At 51.4% G+C, this 18,480-nt stretch carries 15 protein-coding genes; 3 read left to right on the plus strand and 12 right to left on the minus strand.

Translation table 11 applies throughout. The features are described from left to right. Positions 1-82: 82 nt before the first annotated feature. The 4 genes from NZD89_RS23455 to NZD89_RS23470 all read right to left on the minus strand — a co-directional run bounded on the left by NZD89_RS23455 (position 83) and on the right by NZD89_RS23470 (position 4,374). Entirely contained in the window at positions 83-877 is a 795-nt protein-coding gene (locus NZD89_RS23455; RefSeq protein ID WP_268005101.1) for an IclR family transcriptional regulator, read from the minus strand. An 88-nt stretch (positions 878-965) separates the two neighbouring features. Beyond that, positions 966-1,439: an aromatic-ring-hydroxylating dioxygenase subunit beta gene (locus NZD89_RS23460; protein WP_268005102.1), complete on the minus strand. Its 474-nt coding sequence runs from the start codon at positions 1,437-1,439 to the stop codon at positions 966-968. Positions 1,440-1,485: 46 nt separating this feature from the next. Further along, the gene (locus tag NZD89_RS23465; RefSeq protein ID WP_268005103.1) at positions 1,486-2,736 is read right to left on the minus strand and encodes an aromatic ring-hydroxylating dioxygenase subunit alpha; all 1,251 of its coding nucleotides are present in this window, start codon (positions 2,734-2,736) and stop codon (positions 1,486-1,488) included. Between the two features lie 288 nt (positions 2,737-3,024). Beyond that, entirely contained in the window at positions 3,025-4,374 is a 1,350-nt protein-coding gene (locus NZD89_RS23470) for an MFS transporter (protein WP_268005104.1), read from the minus strand. Positions 4,375-4,917: 543 nt separating this feature from the next. Between NZD89_RS23470 and NZD89_RS23475 the strand changes: the two genes are divergently transcribed. Continuing rightward, positions 4,918-6,837, plus strand: a complete 1,920-nt coding sequence (locus tag NZD89_RS23475; RefSeq protein WP_268005105.1) for a sensor histidine kinase — start codon at positions 4,918-4,920, stop codon at positions 6,835-6,837. A gap of 117 nt (positions 6,838-6,954) precedes the next feature. Further along, on the plus strand, positions 6,955-7,296 hold the full coding sequence (locus NZD89_RS23480; protein WP_268005106.1) for a histidine triad nucleotide-binding protein: 342 nt from the start codon (positions 6,955-6,957) through the stop codon (positions 7,294-7,296). 104 nt (positions 7,297-7,400) lie between these two features. Here NZD89_RS23480 and NZD89_RS23485 read toward each other — a convergent pair whose 3' ends face one another. The 6 genes from NZD89_RS23485 to NZD89_RS23510 form a co-directional block, all read right to left on the minus strand. After that, positions 7,401-8,264, minus strand: a complete 864-nt coding sequence (locus NZD89_RS23485) for a sugar phosphate isomerase/epimerase family protein (RefSeq protein ID WP_268005107.1) — start codon at positions 8,262-8,264, stop codon at positions 7,401-7,403. Between the two features lie 63 nt (positions 8,265-8,327). Then, complete coding sequence (locus NZD89_RS23490; RefSeq protein WP_268005108.1) at positions 8,328-9,398, minus strand: Gfo/Idh/MocA family protein; 1,071 nt, start codon at positions 9,396-9,398, stop codon at positions 8,328-8,330. Positions 9,399-9,661: 263 nt separating this feature from the next. After that, the gene (locus tag NZD89_RS23495) at positions 9,662-10,945 is read right to left on the minus strand and encodes a M20 family metallo-hydrolase (protein WP_268005109.1); all 1,284 of its coding nucleotides are present in this window, start codon (positions 10,943-10,945) and stop codon (positions 9,662-9,664) included. Between the two features lie 52 nt (positions 10,946-10,997). Next, on the minus strand, positions 10,998-12,404 hold the full coding sequence (locus NZD89_RS23500; RefSeq protein ID WP_268005110.1) for an amidase: 1,407 nt from the start codon (positions 12,402-12,404) through the stop codon (positions 10,998-11,000). Beyond that, complete coding sequence (locus NZD89_RS23505) at positions 12,401-12,583, minus strand: hypothetical protein (RefSeq protein ID WP_268005111.1); 183 nt, start codon at positions 12,581-12,583, stop codon at positions 12,401-12,403. The genes NZD89_RS23500 and NZD89_RS23505 overlap by 4 nt, the downstream gene beginning before the upstream one ends. Positions 12,584-12,673: 90 nt before the next feature. Continuing rightward, the gene (locus NZD89_RS23510; protein ID WP_268005112.1) at positions 12,674-14,101 is read right to left on the minus strand and encodes an amidase; all 1,428 of its coding nucleotides are present in this window, start codon (positions 14,099-14,101) and stop codon (positions 12,674-12,676) included. Positions 14,102-14,514: 413 nt separating this feature from the next. Between NZD89_RS23510 and NZD89_RS23515 the strand changes: the two genes are divergently transcribed. Next, a complete protein-coding gene (locus NZD89_RS23515; protein WP_268005113.1) occupies positions 14,515-16,173 on the plus strand; it encodes a purine-cytosine permease family protein in 1,659 nt (552 codons plus the stop codon). 98 nt (positions 16,174-16,271) lie between these two features. Here NZD89_RS23515 and NZD89_RS23520 read toward each other — a convergent pair whose 3' ends face one another. Next, positions 16,272-16,661, minus strand: coding sequence for a VOC family protein (locus NZD89_RS23520; protein WP_268005114.1), 390 nt, complete (start codon positions 16,659-16,661; stop codon positions 16,272-16,274). A gap of 251 nt (positions 16,662-16,912) precedes the next feature. Beyond that, positions 16,913-18,352 carry an amino acid permease gene (locus NZD89_RS23525; RefSeq protein WP_268005115.1) on the minus strand — a complete coding sequence of 480 codons (1,440 nt, stop codon included), beginning with the start codon at positions 18,350-18,352 and terminating at the stop codon, positions 16,913-16,915. Positions 18,353-18,480: the final 128 nt, after the last annotated feature.

Raw genomic sequence — 18,480 nt, forward strand, 5'->3', positions numbered from 1 at the left:
AATAGGCAAAATAGGCGTAAAGCTCAAGAGCCAACTGTTTTGAGCGTTGGCTCTTGAACTGTCCTGCCTTGCAGCGCCCGAATTAATCCATGAATCTCCGCTTTTTCCACCGAATCGTGTCAAGGCGGCGCGTGATCAACCTGCTACATTTTTTCATCTCCTCAATTAGATAGTCCGTTTTTCGCAGCGAGTAGTGCTCCGTTGGGCAAGTGATACTGATGGCAGCGATCACTCGCTCTGACAGATCGCTAAAAATAGGCACTGAAAGAGCGAACCTAGATGGTCGGTATTGTTCGTACGACTCAGCGTATTCCTGTTGTCTGATTCTATACAGCTCTTCCTTTAACCGCGTCGGATCCGTTACTGTCTTTTGCGTATACTGTTTCATAGGAAGGCTGGTATATCGCTCAATCTCTGGTTCGTCTTGAAAGGCTAACAACAATTTGCCCACGGCTGTACAGTGGCACGCGACTCTCCTCCCCATTCCATTGAAAAACAACGTGTCGGTGTCCTCGGGAAACTTCAATAGATACACGACATCCCCCATATCGTAGATGGCCAGTTGAATCACCTCGCCAAGCTTTTCAGCGAGCAGTCCCAACAGGGGAAAGGCTACAGTACAGATGTCGATCTCGTGGTAAAAGACCGTCCCTATTTCAAACGCGCCAACTGAGAGCGAGTACTTCTTATTCTTTGGATTCTGTTGAATCACGTTTTCCTCGACGAGCGTGCGCACCAGCCGAAATACGGCGCTTTTATGGAGGTTGAGCCGATCGCTGAGCTCCTTTATACCCAATTCCGGACTGGCGTGAGAAAATTGCCGCAATAGACGCACTGCATTGCGCACTGAAGAAAGCACGACCTGAGCCTGTTCCATAGCCGGTGTCTGCCCCCCAAAGACGACAGGATGTCTCTCTATTTTCCATCGAAGTTTCCTGAGACGCGACAACATGCTCCCCACTAGCCTAAATCGGGATGACTAACAGCGTGGGTATCCGCGTGGTGTCGAAGATCACACTTTTTTCAATAAATTTTGGTCCACCTTCAAAGAAGACGACTCGATCCACATATTTCCCCGTATTGTAGAGCGTCGTGGAACCCTCATTCGTAGTGCGGAACACCGTGTAGTTCGTGTGAACGGTAAAAACGCCTTCCGTTTCACCAACCACCCGCACGGCGCTTATCATGTGCCGATACCACTGGTGTTCGTAAACGTTTGCCTCGCGAAGTGATTGAATTCTATCTTTCAACATTCCACGACTGTCACAGTACATCACCGTCATCGGTAAGTTCCGTTCTTCATTCTCACGGGAAATGATGCGGTAAAGACAATCTTCCGTAAAAAAATCGGGCCATTCCTCGAGACGATCATCGTCAACACAATGTACGTATTCTGCCAATAGATCCTCGATGGGGCGTTGTGCGGATTGTAAATCCATAACAGTCTCTCCTCTCTACCATGACGAACCCTGTGGAAGCCAGTCTTCAAAAATTCATAAACGCCCTGTACTGCTGCCAAAATCCCCGAATAGATGTCTCCGTTACTCGGTGTTCCTGACTCTCGACACCCGTCCCGCCCATCTCGACAAATGACGACTGATCCTCGTCTCGAATGACGCCCTTCTGCACGATTTCACCAATGGCTCCATCCTCCATGGAAATCAGTCCAGCCGGTCCAATGAGATTCGACTGTTTCACGCGAATGTTTCGCATCGTGTCATCGTCATCCGCATACCCGAAGTACGTCCAAATTAGCTCCGTCTCGCTTGGCCCCTTCGGGACAATTTGTCGAACGGCGAGCGTATTGTAAATTTGTTGGACGACCAGATTTGGGAAAATGGTCTGAATCGCCAATGTCACCCCGTCGTCAAACTCGGGCCTTCCGGCCAGAAGCGATTCGTCTTCCAAGGTGAATTTGGACTGGTATGATCTCAAATTTGACTTTTGATACTCGCCCTCTCGACCTTCGTCCGTGTTCATCTTGGTGAAACTGATATGGTGCCCACCCGTCTCGTCTACTTCAATCCCGCCCTTCTGCGACAACCGGTTCAGCCCGAATGTGGCAAAGAACAAATGAAGAAGACTCGCGTGATATGAATCCTTTACATTTTCAAAATATAGCTTCCAATTGTTCTGCAAATATTGATGGTTGTATCCGAGTAGTTGAATTGGCCGATTGAACACCCTGTCGATGTTCTCCCGCATGCGCTGTCCCAAGTACGTTTCAATGGAAGGCATATCCTGTTGAAAACTTACAAATACGAGTCCGTTGTAGGTGGTGACGTTCAGCGTCTGAAGAGAGTGTTCTGACATCCGGAACCCCTCTTCCATCCCGCCTTTTCCCGAGATCCCATGTTGAAAAGGGACGCCCCGAAGCGCTCCTGTCGAATCGTAACTCCACAAGTGATATGGGCAGCTGAAGCTAAGGCGGTTGCCACTGTTCTCCAGACAAACCATCGATCCACGGTGTGCACACCGATTCACAAACGACCGTAGGTTTCCTTCTTTGTCGCGTGTGACAACGATGGGCGTATCTCCTACGAAGTTCGTCTTAAAATCCCCCGGCTGTGCCAATTCGATTTCCAAACCGACAAAGTTCCAGGTCTGCCCTCGATAAAGCCGTTCCTGCTCCAGTTCGTAGATATCGCGGTCCAAAAAGACGCGGTACGGCACACGCGTGACCCCCTCAGTTGGCCACTGGAAATCTGACAGACGTTCCGTCACCGATGCATTCATACGATTCTTCCCTCCATACTTTTGTGGTCAGTTGCCTCTTCCACAGCGTAGCGAGAAATGAAACAAAATGCCTGGACTGGTTTCGGAATCCGAACTCGATACAGAATTTGATTGCCGACACCAATGTCTCCAACACGTACACGGTACACTCTGATGTCGAACAGAAACTTCCTCCTATATCTCGATCATGCGCCTACGTACCATCCGCAACAAAAATGACATCGAATATTCAGATAATAACGTGTGTAAGCGCACATAGGACCTTCCATCGCAGTGGCGAATGAACCGTCAGGAGACAGATGCTTCGCCGAGCGGATCGGGACTGAAACGCTCGTAACGAATCGGCGACAAGGCCACTGCCGCCATCGCCAGCAGTGACATGACGGCAAAGGCGACCATATAGCCTTCCAGCGTCATCGGATACACAGCCAGCCACCCCACGACAACTGGGCCAAAAATAGAGCCGAGACGTCCCACCCCGGCGTTCCACCCGATCCCGCTGGCACGCACATTTGCTGGATAAATATGGGCCATTGTCGTGTTGATGCCCGCTTGAACAGCGGTAAACAGTCCTACCAGAATACTAAAGGCGTAGATATAGGCATTCGTAGAATTCACGCCGAAGAGGACGACACTTAGGGACAGTAACACAAAATATACAATTGTCACCCGTTTCGCTCCAAACCGGTCCATCAGTGTGCCCATGATGAGATTTCCGACTACCTGTGCGAGATCGACAGCGAGGCTGTAGGAATAGCTTCGAACTAGACCGTGTCCGTGTTTGACCATCAACGTCGGGAGCCACGTCGCGTAACCGTACATGAATAACAATGTGAAGAAGGAGGCGACCCACAACAAGACCGTCGTTCGCCCCATGCCGCCTTTGAACAGCAAACCGATTTGCGCCAATGAGTGACTCTCCTCCAACTCATCCAGATGAAACTCAAAGGCGCCGTTTTCAAATTGCGTATACCCTAAGCGAGAGAGCGTCTTGCGGACTTGGTCTGGCCTTCCCCACTTCACCAAGATCTGCAAGGATTCGGGCAGCCATCGGGCCAGTACAGCGGCATACAAAATCGGAATGAGTCCGACGAGGAACATTCCGCGCCATCCAAACGCTGGGATGATGAGCATCGCCATCACCGCGGACAGCGCCCACCCGACAATAAAACCTGCATAAACCGACGATACCCAAAAGCCACGTCTCTGAGGCGGGGCATACTCAGCGGCGATGGATGCCGAGATAGGCATTACGCCCCCAATCCCAAAACCGCCGAGGACGCGGAACACTGCAAAACTTCCATAACCGTTTGCAGACATTGCGAGGCCCGTAAATATAGAAAACCAAATTAAACCAAAAATCATGACTCTGCGTCTCCCAAACCGATCCGCGATTGGCCCAAGTACAATGGACCCGATGAGTAAACCGATAAATCCGTACGATGCCAGTGCCCCGTTTTCGATCGGCGTCAAATGCCACAACGGGCCGAGCTTGGGCATGACATAGGGAATGATCATCGTATCATAGCCTTCAAATACCATGACCAGAGACACAATCAACAGAAGTGTGTAACGACGAGGTGTCATTGGCAGTTCTCGCAACAAGCCAGACATATAAATCTCTTTCTTTTCACCCATCCACTATAACGCTCCTTTTGACCCCTAAGCTTGTGTAAATCTACCTAGTAAATAGACGTCGGGGCTTCTCCATTTCTTTTGTACGACCCCAAAGACCGCCCACTTGCGCGAACCGCTTATGGACAATTCCGTCAAAGCGCCTGGCAAGCTTCGAATATTATTGAATGCGCTTACACAAAAGGTAAACCTCCCTTATAGTGACGTTGTACATCTGATTGATTTCAATTTTAATCCCGCTTGTTTTACAAGATCCACAGTATGTTCCGTATATCGAAATGAATCGCCAAGAAGTACGTCATCGTGACTTGCGCCGCTGGCAACTCGTCAAAAGCATCTCTCGCATACGCGCTCAACTGCTGGCACTAGTGGGATATATAGACCGATTCCGTACAACGATGTTATGATCTGCGTGAAAATCGCACAGACAAAATAGATTAGATTCCCTAACCCATCAAGGCTGAACGGGGTTGCGCGAGACCGCCGCAGTTCATTCGAGTGCAAGGGGCTCAATTTTCTGTTGACTCGTGCATCGAGGTGTCCATGATGAGCAAATATGTCCTTTTCTCACTTCGTTCCAAGGTTTTTTCCATCTTTCTCTCCACCGTTGCGGCCATCATGCTCCTCAGTAACTTTCTCTACTACGTGACGAACAAGCAGCTTTTGATGACCAAATTGAGCGACTATAATCAATTTCTCAATTCGAGGCTGAATGGCGAGGTGAATCAGACCAGTCTGGCCCAAAACGACCTAGACACCGCGGTAAACGATAAGTTGAAATCGGCTGCAATCACCCTGGAATACGCCCTTCCACCGCGCGTTGACGAGGTCACCAATCAATCGTTAGTCGCTCTTGCGAAGAAGCTCGACGTAACCGGCTTTTCACTCTTTCAAGTTCACGACGGTTACGCCGATGTCGTGAAATCATCAGACCCTACGGAAGCTGGTCAACATTTTAAACTGATATCAGGGAGCGAGTGGGTCACGGCGTTTCTCGAAATTTCCGAGGACAAGCCCGTAGACGTTCAAAAAGGAACGTCGAGCCTTCACTTTTGGATTGGTCCTTGGGCTAAAGATAAGGTGAATCCGAGTCAAGTCGACAAGTACGGCTACTACTTCGACGGTTCCACCGATTACGTGATAGACCCCTTTGAGGCCCAACAGCAAACTTCTACCGAACTGAGCGCAAACAAGATGGTCGAAGACCTCATGGCATCGGATAAGAGCATCCTCTCGATAGCTGGAATCAATCCCCTGACGTTCGATAAGGCGCCAAAGATCACCGAGAGCACGAACGGCAGTTCATATGTAGATTTGAGCGATCAAGGCGTTGCGTTCGGCCAGTATCGCTTTGCCGACGCAAGAGATGCAAGTGCGGTTCAACGCGCGTTTCGGGACAAAACAACCGTCACACTCACCGCGATACAGAACCATCAAAAAGTGATCAAGACGTTTGTCTATCAGTCGGGCGACACGTATAACAGCACGCCGTATGTGACAGAGATCGTGACGGATTATCGAGCGATACAAAATGTCCTACAGCAAGAACTGAACAACAGTATCCGCGTTTCTTTGTTCGTGATGTTCGCGGTACTCATTCTCAGCTATCTGTGTTCCGGCTATATCGTCCAGCCACTACAACGCCTGACAAGGCAGGTCGAGCAAATCGCCCATGAGAATTTCGATGTGCCAGTCGACGTTCATCGCAGTGATGAAATCGGAGACCTTGCGAAGAGCGTCAATACATTGAGGGAAAACTTGTTGGAGAGCCTTCATCGCACCGCCCAAGATGAGCGAAGTTCCAGCATGAGGTACCTTGGTATGATGGCTGCGTCGCTGATTCACGAACTGCGAACACCTGCCGTCACGATTCAATATTTATTCGATTTGATCCACCGTTGCGGTATCGAGGATGAGAAATCGAAAGAGGCGCTCAACCGCATGGAGTCGTCCGCCACACATCTCATCGGGACTATCGATTCATTCAGCAGCTATATCAAAAATGGTAAGTTGGACCTAGCGTACGTGAACATGCTGGAAATCATTCAGGAGACCATCGAGGTTTACCGCCCGACCGCACAACACGCGGGTGTGAATCTCTGTTTTGTCGGACCGGAGTCTCGCGCCATCTGGGTCCACGTCGATGCTGAAAAGTTTCGCATGGTACTTCTTAACCTGCTAAGAAATGGCGTGGAGTCCATGCAGGATGCAAAAGAGAAACGGCTGACGGTCGGTCTGCAGTTCGTGAACTCGACCATCGTGATGGATATCACAGATCAGGGCCCTGGAATTCCGAAGGAGAAATGGACGGATATTTTTATGCCCTTCCGATCCGATAAACAGTGCGGACTCGGGTTAGGTTTGTCCCTCAGCGCTTTGATTGTTCTATCGCATGGTGGAAATATTTACGTGGCGGATAGCACAGCTGACGGGACGACCATCCGAGTGACCCTTCCCGGAAGCTAGTCGAGCGTGTGCCGACAGTTCCAACCGATCCCATCCACCCATCTGATTGGGGCTATTTGGCCCCTTTCGCCACCTATGTTACAGTCAATATATGATCTCACTTGAAAGGGTTTGACTATGGAAGATTGCATATTTTGTAAAATCGTCTCAGGAGAACTCCCTTCCGACAAGGTTTATGAGAATGACGACTTGCTCGCTTTTCAAAACATACGGCCAGATACGCCAATTCACGTCTTGGTCATCCCTAAGCAACATATCGCGTCGGCGCACAAGATCTCCGATGCAGAGGCCAGCCTGATTGGACGCATTCATGCGACAATCCCTACCATTGCAGCACAGCTCGGACTTGGCGAGAACGGGTATCGAATTGTTACAAATATTGGAGAACATGGTCAACAAACGGTCCCCCATTTGCACTACCACATTCTCGGAGGCCGTCAATTGATCTGGCAACATTAAGTGAAGACAAGTTCAAAGACCGTTGCCAAACTAGGCAACGGTCTTTGGAGCACAGCGTACCGTCATTCCAATCGTTGACACATGAGGTCAACCCTCGATGCACGTCACACTTTGTCCCAGATACGCCGTGCATTTTCCATCCCAATTTTCGATCCCGTCCGGCTATCTTCCATTCCTTCAAACTCGATGGAGATGTAGCCGTCGTAACCCGACTCTTTAATCGCCTTGACTATCTGCCACATTGGCGTGTCCCCGTGGCCGACGATGGCGCCCCTCAGATAATTTCCGCCAGAACTGCAAAACCACCCCTGGCCCGGGTCATATTCGGGGGATCGAACATAAAAATCCTTCAAATGAACCATCGATGCATACGGAAGGTTTTTCTGTGTCGCCACGAAGGGGTTTTCATCCACGCACAGGAAATTCCCCACGTCTAAAGTCGTCTTGAAGTTATCCCTAGCGACTGCCTCGACCAATCTTTGCACCCTATCACTGTGTTGGACAAAAAAGCCGTGATTCTCCACGCTAGTGGTGATGCCGTAGCTCTCAGCGTACATCGCCACGCGCCTGCAAGCATCTTTCAGTCGGGGCAAGTCCCGTTCGAATTGATGGATGGTCGCCTCGGGCACAGGGCGCCAAGCGACATCGTGGCGCATCAATCTGACACCAAGCCTGCTCGCAACGTCCACTTCCTTCATAACACGCTCGATTTCAGCTTCATACGCCTCGTCGTCCTCTTGAGCAAAGTTTGCTGCGATGGCGTAATTGGAGATATCAATCTTCACTCGTTGCGCCGTTTCGCGAATTCGCTCAATCAATTCAGGCTGGTCTTCGAAGCGATATCCCATCGGGACAATTTCGACGTGTTCCCCACCGTTGTCCGCGATCCATTCGATCACGTCGAGCACACTCATCTCGCCGCTCTTCAGTTCTCGATAGAAACTGTACGTACTCAGGCCGATCTTCACCGAACCAATCCCCCTCAACAATGCGTGCGTATGAAACCTGTACGATTTAGTCGCAGGTGCCCGTTATAACTCGATTTCCCGACCCTCATCGGACGACTTCGAAATGGCCGTCAACAGTTTGACTATCTCGAGTCCCTGTGCAGCATCGCTGCAAGGCGCCGAGCCACTCTTTACACAGCGGATGAAATGGTCTATCTCACGCTGATAAAAGGGCCCCATTCCAACTGTGGGAACGAACTCAGTCAGCGCATGATGATTTGTGGTATAAATGCGAAGGGGATCGAGCGACAAACCGCCCTTCGTCCCAAACAACTCAACCTTTAGCGCGTCGTCTTGTGGTCCATTGAGCGACCAGGAAACTTCCATCTGAAGCACGCATCCGTTCTGAAACCGAATAAACGCCGAGGCGAAGTCTTCCGTCGTGTAAATCTCGTTGTGCTCATTTCCACTGGAGCTAGCTTTCCAAGCGTGAATATAATCCAACTGGTCGTGGCCGATGCCACGCCGCAGGTAGCCGTTGACCCTACTCGCCACCGGGCATCCCATCAACCACCAAGTTAGATCCAGTGCGTGAACGCCGATGTCCATGAGCGGCCCGCCGCCTGCTATTTGTAAATCAGTAAACCATCCGCGAGGCGTTCCCCGCCGCCTCAATATGCGAGTTTTCGCGTAATAGACGTCGCCTAGGTCTTGTCCGTCCACATATCGCTTCATCAATTCCACATCTTCACGATAGCGATGCGACATCCCAACCATCAGCACTTTACCTGATTCTTCCGATATTTTCGCTAACTGTTTGGCTTCTTCCAGATTCGTTGCCATCGGCTTTTCCAAGAGCACGTGTACACCGCGGCGGGCCGCCTCAATCGCCAAACCCACGTGTGAGGAATTGGGCGTGCAAATACTCACCGCATCCAATGTTTCGTTTTCCAGCATCTGAGCGGCGTCCGCATAGACGACGGGCTCCGGACATTTCGCGACGTTTGCGAACGTTCGCGCCTCCTCGACAACTCGTTCATGCTCGGGATCTGCGAACGCGACCACGTCGACGTCGTCACGCTTCGCATATGACGGCAGATGTGCGACCTTGGCAATTGAACCGACACCGATGATACCAACACGTAATTTGCTCATCGTTTTCCTATCATCCTTTCCGCTCGCCAACAAAGACCTACTCTCCAAACCATTACACATCATACACGTCTATTTCGCCAGACATGCCCTCATAAATTTTTTGAGAGAGATGAGGAAGCGGATACCGTAGTGTTTCGCCCGATACTAGCCACCAACATAAGAGCTCGGCGAGCGGTGAGTGCCCGCCCAAGTAAACGCCAAAAAGAGGCCATCCGTAAGTTAGGCTCACGGATGACCTCAAACTGACACGCGCAACAGCGAGCTCAGGTCGATTTTGCAAAAGGTGCCACTTGCGAGTTCGCGCCCCTTGTCGCGAGGACTTCGGCGGCCCTAACCGCCGTTTGAAACAGTAATTGCGCTCCAACAGCCAGGTCCTCCGGGGAGGAGAATTCGGCGGGATTGTGACTGATTCCGTCTTTCGAGCGGACAAAAATCATGCCATAGTCGCATACATAAGATGCCGCAAGCGCGTCGTGAAAGGGGCCACTCATCAGTTCTGGACAGTCATCCACAAGCGCTTTGCTCTCCTCGCGAATCAACCGTTTAATCCAGTCGGCGCAGTAACGGGGCTCACTGTTCGTATCCTCGCGAATGTCATATTGCAGGCCGTAGCGCTGCGCGACGCTGTGGATGGCATCGCGCAATTGTCCTTCGTACCTATCGCGGCGCGCCTGGTCGATGTCGCGCAGATCGATGGTGAACTGAACTTCCTCCGGAATGATATTCCTGGAATTCGGAAATACCGTCAGGTTTCCCACCGTGCCCACCGCCTCGGTTCCCGGTTCCTGTCTGACGATCCGATTTACATCCAGGATGATTTCCGCCGCCCCCACCAATGCGTCTTGGCGCAGATTCATCGGTACAGATCCGGCGTGGCCAGCAAACCCCCGCAATGTGACGGTCCACCAAATCGGGCCGGCGATACCGGACACGATGCCGACTGACCTCCCCATCGCCTCAAGGACTGGCCCCTGCTCAATGTGCAGTTCGAGATAACATCCCACAGCGCCCGCCGGATAGACACAGGATGCAATTTGCTCTGGATCACAGCCAAAATCGCGCAGCGCCTGCTCGCGGGTGATCCCGTCCTGATCCGTTCGGCTCAATTCACCTTCCTCAAGCTGCCCAAAAATCGCCCGTGAGCCAAAAAGCCCTTTGTTAAATCGCCATCCCTCTTCGTCGCAAAACGCGATCACCTCGATTGGAACATCCGGCGTGATGCCGTGTTCGGTCATCGTCGCTACCGCCTCAATGGCGGCCAATACGCCCGCCGTGCCGTCAAACCTGCCGCCGTACGGTTGTGAATCGAGGTGCGATCCCATCATGAGAATGGGCCCCTCGCACTTTCCGGATTTACGGCCGATCAGATTTCCGGCGTGATCTAAGCGGACCGTCATTCCCGCCTCCATCATCCACGCGGAAACCACTTCGAACGCCATCTTTTCCGCGACCGATAACGTTGGTCTACAGACGCCCGTCTCACCTAATTTCCCGTACTGTGCCAACGCTTCAAAATGGTCCCGTAATCGTTTCGACTGAATTCGCAAATAAACTCCCCCTCTTGATCCTCGCCTCGAGCGATACGAGACAAGTCAAGCCTTAAAGTACGTTAGCCCTCACACCCGCCGTTTGTTCGTAGGCGTATCCGACTTTCAGGACGACATCCTCCCTAAACGCAGGTCCCATCACCTGCAAGCCTATTGGCAACCCGTCGACAAATCCGCATGGCACAGTCAAACTTGGAATTCCGGTCAGATTGGCCGGGAGCGTCTGACGGATAAGTTGTTCGCGAACCTGTACCTCTCTCCCGTTAATCCAGGCAATTTCCTGGCCAATGCAGGGCGCCGGCATCGTGGAGGATGGGGCGACGATGACGTCCACCGCTCTAAATGCGGCGTTGAATTCGGCGGTCATGCGCCGCCGAATTTGCTGCGCTTGCAGGTACTCCACCGCACTGATGATCTCGCCCTGTTCGAGGGACAAGCGCACATCGCGACCAAATTCCTCGGAGCGCGTCTGAAGATGATGGTGATGAACGGCGGAGGCTTCTGCCCTGCCCGAAATGGCCTGGGCGAACGGCGCGTGACGAAGCGTGGGGATGGATATCGGTTTGACAATCGCGCCCATCTCTCGCAGACGGCTGATTGCCTGCCAAACGGCTTCCTGAATAACCCCGTCCACCTCTGCAAAGAAGTAATCCTCTTCCACACCGATGACCAGGCCACTGATGTCTTGGCTCAGAACTCGCGTATACATCACGGGTTGCGAGGGACAAGACGTCGGATCGTTCTCGTCGTACCCCGCCATGTACTCCATCAGCACCGCCGCATCCCAAACGGTCTTGGTGATGGGACCGACGTGATCGAGTGACCAGGCGAGCGGGAATACGCCGTACTTACTGACCAGGCCGTACGTTGGCTTAAGGCCGACAACGCCGCACAAAGTGGCTGGAATGCGAACGGACCCTGCCGTATCCGTCCCCAGGGAGGCAATCGCCAGACCGGCTGCGACCGCAGCGGCAGACCCACCACTTGACCCGCCCGGAATTCGCGTTAGGTCCCACGGGTTGTGACAGGCACCAAAGTGCGGGTTGTTCGTCGTTCCACCGCGGGCGTACTCGTGCAGATTGAGCGTGCCCGTATACACGACCCCGGCTTCTCTCAACTTCGCAATCACCGTCGCGGCGTACCCCGGGACGAAGTCGCGATGGATGCTCGATCCGATGGTCGCCACCTCGCCCTGGAAATAGAAGATGTCTTTGATGGCCATCGGTATCCCATGCAGCGGTCCGCGGTAGTTCCCCTTCACGATGTCCGATTCTGCAGCCTTCGCGGCAGCTAACGCCGCCTCCGGTTCAAATCGAATATAGGCGTTCAGCTTCCCGTCAAGTTGCTCTGTTCGGTGAATCACGGCCTGCGTCACGTCAACTGGCGAGATCGACTTGTGTTTGAGCAGCGGCGCGAGTTCCTCAATCGATTTTGCTGCCAGTTCTGCCAGTTCTATCACTCGCGTGACCCCTTGCACGGCACGTTCACCAACGCGATATCCGCGTCGTCAAGCCGAAGTTCCTCCACTGAGGCGCGCATCTCGGCCAGGGCACGGAATTGGACTTGAAGAAATTCGAGATCTTCCTCAGGCACACGGATTCCTCGTAGAGTAAGTAGATCCTGAACGATATTTTGCATATATGTGGTCCTCCTTATCGTGTTTCGCGCGAAACAAACGAACTCCCTTAGCTGGAAAGTGTACTGCGGATCAATCGCATCGGAGGTTAATCAGGAGGAGACCTGCTGCAAGTCGAGATTCGGACGCTGGCTCGCGTACGGCGTTGCCTTTTCATATGCGTATCCAACTCTCAACAAGAGGTCTTCCCTGAACGCGGGACCCATAATCTGCATCCCGACCGGTAGTCCATCGACAAAACCACAAGGGACCGTCAGACTCGGATATCCGGTCAAGTTCGCTGGTTGTGTTTGGCGGATGAGCAGGTCGAACACGGCCTCTTGGCGACCGTTGATGGCGAGTGTGTGTTCACCGATGCGCGGAGCTGTCATTGGCATCGAAGGAGCAATCAAAACGTCTACATCGTTGAAAACCTGGGTGAACTCCGCCTTTAAGCGAGTGCGGACCTGTTGTGCCAAGAGATAATCAACTGCACTAAGAAGTTCTCCTTGTTCCAAGGAGATGCGCACGTCGTCACCGAACTCGTCACGTCTCGTCTGTAAGTGATGGTGGTGAATAGCCGAGGCCTCGGCAAACACCGTGACCGTCTCGGCAAAGACCGCTTGCGCAAGTGTGGGTATGCACACGGGTTGGACGGTTGCCCCCATCGTCTGCAACTCATGGATGGCTCGCCGGACAGTCTGTGCGACCAACGAATCCACCTTTGCGAAAAAGTAATCCTCTTCCACGCCAATGACCAAGCCCTCGACGTCTTGCCTCAGCGCTTGCGTGTACGCCACGGGCTGTGAGGGACGGGACGTCGGGTCGTTCTCGTCGTACCCGGTCATGTACTCCATCAGTACCGCTGCATCCCAAACGGTCTTCGTCATGGGACCGACGTGATCGAGTGACCAGGCGAGCGGGAATACGCCATATTTGCTCACAAGGCCGTGCGTTGGCTTGAGCCCGACGATGCCGCAAAATGTGGCCGGGATGCGAACAGAACCGGCCGTATCCGTTCCCAGGGAGGCAATCGTCAGGTCAGCCGCAACCGCGGCGGCCGAGCCACCACTTGACCCGCCCGGAATCCGCGCTAGGTCCCACGGGTTGTGACAGGCGCCAAAGTGTGGGTTGTTCGTCGTCCCGCCAAACGCGTATTCGTGCAAGTTCAACGTACCGGTATACACGACTCCGGCTTCTCTCAATTTCGCAATCACCGTCGCATCGTACTCCGGGACGAAGTCGCGATGGATATTCGATCCGATAGTCGCCACCTCGCCCTGGAAATAGAAGATGTCTTTGATGGCCATCGGTATCCCGTGCAACGGTCCGCGGTAGTTCCCTTTTACGATGTCCAGTTCTGCAGCTTTCGCGGCGGCCAACGCGGCCTCCGGCTCAAATCGAATGTAGGCGTTCAGCTTCCCGTCGAGTTGCTCTGTTTGGTGAATGACGGCTTGCGTCACGTCAACTGGCGATATCGCCTTGTCTCTGAGCAACGGCGCAAGTTGCTCTATCGATTTTGAGGAGAGTTGTTCGCTCATATAACGACCCCTTCAGATGCAATATCAGGTAACCAACAAATCGCCCTATCGAACGCCAATGTCAATCTCGAACTGCAATATTTGTCTAAATAATCCGATAAATAAAGTTGTGATTGCCTGCAAAAACGCGTGCACGCACATAAAAGAGGATATTTGACTGTTACGACATATATTTCACTCCCCTCGAGCGATTGACATCCCCATCTATACTACCTGAATATGATGTGCACACCTCTATATATGTTCTATATCTTCACACGATTTATTGTCAACATGTATCTATTCCACAAAATCCTTAGTTATATGTTACTTTATCTAACGCAATTTGTTGACTTCCGCTCAATCCCTGGTTTTAAATAATAACGAAATCAGAATATTCTGCCTATCTTCGAGAAAAAAGGAGCGGATCAGGATTGTCGAATGAACGGAAACGGTTTTCTAAGTTGGTCAACAACCCTGTCATGGAAGACTACTCACTTCGATACGCCCCATCCTCCTTCCGAAAGTGGTCGCCCTGGATGGTGCTGCTATCCGGAATCGGTGGTATCGCCGCGATGGCCTCGTACGCCACAGGAGGCACCATCGCCGTCGAGTTCGGCTTTCAAAACGCATTCTGGGCTGTCATCGTGTCATCCTTGCTCATCTTCTTGACTGGATTGCCAATTGCCTACCAGGTCGCTAAGAACAATATTGACATGGACCTCTTAACGCGGGCCGCTGGATTCGGCTACTTCGGTTCGACCCTGACATCGTTGATTTACGCCTCGTTTACCTTTATCTACTTCGCACTCGAAGGGGCAATTATGGCCCAATGCATCAACGATTACTTTCACATTCCATTCGCAGTCAGCTATCTGATTTCAGGCATCGTGATTATTCCACTCGTCCTATACGGGATGACTGCACTTTCAAAATTTCAAGCGTGGAGCCAGCCCGTGTGGCTAGGACTCGTCATAGTGGCGATTGTCGGGGTTTTCATACATGATCCGCATGCCATTCACTCTTGGACACAATTCACCGGAAAGGCTGGGACGAGCGCGTTTTCCATGCCGCTGTTCGCTTCGGCCTGCGGGATCTTGTTATCGCTTCTCGCTCAGATTGGAGAACAAGCTGACTATCTGCGCTTCATGCCCGACATGAAACCAAACCAGCGCTTCTCGTGGTGGTTCGCACTCATTATGTCAGGCCCCGGATGGGTCATTATCGGGGCGTTTCAAACGCTCCTTGGCACATTCCTCGCCTCATATGTCGCTTTGCACTTTGGATTTCAAGACGCGACGGTCCCTATCGCCATGTTCGACTACGCATTCCAGACAACGTTACACAACCCTGAGCTGGTTCTCACTATCGCCTCGATTCTCGTCTTGCTCTCGCAGTTGAAGATCAACGTCACAAACGCATATTCCGGGTCCTTGTCATGGTCGAATCTGTTCTCACGAATTCTTCACTCACACCCCGGACGGGTCGTGTGGCTGTTATTTCAAGTTGCAGTGGGAATCTTGATTATGGAGATGGGGATATTCGACTCCTTGACGGCCATCCTTGGTTTCTATTCCAATGTCGCGGTCGCGTGGATTGGCGCCGTCGTCTCAGATATTGTCATCAATAAGGGGATCCTGAAAGTGAGCCCTCCACAAATCGAATTCAAACGCGCTCACCTCTACAATTTCAATCCGGTCGGATTCGGGTCGATGGTGATCGCATCCGTGGTATCCATCGTCGTCTACTTCGGCGCATTCGGAGAAAATCTAAAATCCTACTCCTCCTTTCTGTCATTGGCCATTGCACTCGTGTTGCCGCCAATCATCGCGATTCTCACAAAAGGAAAGTATTACATCGCGAGGACCAGCGGTGAGGAACTGAAAGAAATCATGCAATCCAGCCCGACAAAAGATGAAGTCTCATGCATCGTTTGCGGACACAGCTACGAACTGCACGACATCGCGTACTGTCCGTTCCACCAAGGCGCAATTTGCTCGCTTTGCTGCAGCTTGGACAGCTCCTGTCACGACGCCTGCAAGGAGTCGACGAACGTCGACGTCCAAGACGATCTATTGCGAGAAACGGTGTAGACGCCCTCTAGAGTACTTCCAAGCGCGATATCTACGCTCACACACAGCAAAATGGCAGTATCGGCAAAACAGTCACATTTTGTTGCCGATACTGCCGTTTAGCCTGTTTTCTTTAAAATATCCTCGTCATAATTCCGGAGTTCATCTTCATTTTCGATCCGCCAAGCAATATGGTGAATGGTACCGATGGAATTTCTACCGAACCTTGCGTCTTCTTGACTAATTACGTCAATCATCGTCCCTGGTCCACCTTCGCCGACTTCATAACGATAGCGCTCACTTTTTTGTTCAATTAAACGAAATCCCATAACCTCCGTTAACAACGTAGAGGTGAACGCATGATTTCTGACTTTGATCGTGACACTATAAAAGCCTCGAATAGCATGTTCACTCGGTACCGGTCCGTCTTCCGAACCGGTTCTAAAATCCGCACCCTCATGAGCAACCAATTCGAGCGCAATACCGTCAGGGTCGTGGAATGTGATCACTTGTCTCTGATTCGAGCGTTCCTCCGGACCGCTCACGGATACGCCATGGTCTTTCAGTCGCGTTACCCAAAAGTCAAGCCACGTTCATGCAGACGACTTCATCATGATTGAACTGGTGAAACAGGCGAAAAGGACAAAATCCCCATGACTTTTCCGTCATGGGGATTTTCGTTACGGTTTTTATTCGACATGTGTTCATTGTCGACTATGGGACTATGAGCATGCTACAACCTTGATCTCGAAACCCTAATTTACGAGAGTTCTACTGACAGTGAGTTTTCAATTTGTTCCTTATTCTCGTTTTGCTTGGCGAGAATCTTCTTTCTCGCAAACAGGAAGTAATAGAGCATGATAATCGCCATAATCGGTACGCCTGTGTATATCGTAATCCGCTGACCAGGCACAAACCAAAGGCTGACGGCGATAGCCGCGTTGGCAATAATACCGACAAGCGGCAAGATAGGATACAGTGGAGTTCGGTATGGGAGGTCGCTTACCTTTCCTCCAGAACGAACGTACTTGCGCCTAAATCCAATTTGTGCCCAGCAGATAATCCCCCAGTCAATCACGACGACCAACCCAATACCGGATAGAATCCAGGTGTACAGTTTATCCGGTGAAACTTTATAAAGCAGAAGGCCAGCCACACCAATAATCATTGTAAATAACACGGAACGGACAGGTACTTGACGTTTACTGAGAGTGCTCAGGAACTTCGGAGCCATGCCATCAAGCGACATCGACCAGAGAAGACGAGAAGATGCGTACGTCCACGAGGAACCTGCAGACAGTGCGGAAGTGACGACGATAATGTCCATAATCACATGTGCTGACGGAATTCCAGCGAATTGGAATATGGTTGCAAACGGACTATCGTTCACGCCTGCCGTCTGCCACGGAATGATGCCGACTAAGACAATCATTGCAAGCACGTAGAATAAGAGTGTGCGAAGCGTCGTTGTACGAACCGCGCGAGGGACGGACTTCGACGGATCCTGGCTTTCACCCGCCGCAATGCCAATAAGCTCCGTGCCACTGTATGAGAAGCAGACGGAAACAAGTGCGAGGAACGAAGCACCAACACCATTTGGGAAGAGACCGCCGTGGTGCAAATAGTTTGTAGCGCCGATGGCCGGATGCGATGTCCAACCAAAAATCACTGCAATGCCAACAGCAGAAGCAACGATAATCCCGATGACCTTAATGCTTGCAAACCAGAATTCCGATTCCCCATACACACCGACTGCCATAATGTTTAAGACCAAGTAGATCACAAAGAATACGGCGTAAAATACCACACTTGGAATGTGTGGAAAGTACTGCTGCAAAATCATGACAGCCGCTAACCACTCAACCGTGATAGTTATGGCCCCATTAATCCAATACAGCCATGCACTTAGGAATCCAATACTAGGACTGATAAAGACTTGGGCATACGTCTTAAATGATCCGGCCACAGGCATGATCGTTGCCAATTCACCTAGTGACATCATGACAATGCCTACTAGGATACCCCCTAAAATATAAGCAAGTACAGCGCCGCCTGGGCCAGCTTGATTAATGGTGTAGCCGGATCCCACGAATAATCCTGTGCCAATCACACCGCCGATTGAAATCATAAACATATGCCGACTTCGCATTCCGCGCTTCAGACCAGCTTCTTTGTCGACAATTTCGTTTAGTTTATTCAAGTAGGTTCCCCCTTTTCTCTAATTTTTGTTTACAATTCCACAATAACAATATCTAGCAACCGCTTTCATATTGGGCTATGACAACATATAGCAGATTAAATTAGTGTAACACAACTGCCTTTTTGTAT

It is taken from the genome of Alicyclobacillus fastidiosus (genome assembly GCF_026651875.1).
In the GTDB taxonomy this organism is placed as follows: domain Bacteria; phylum Bacillota; class Bacilli; order Alicyclobacillales; family Alicyclobacillaceae; genus Alicyclobacillus; species Alicyclobacillus fastidiosus.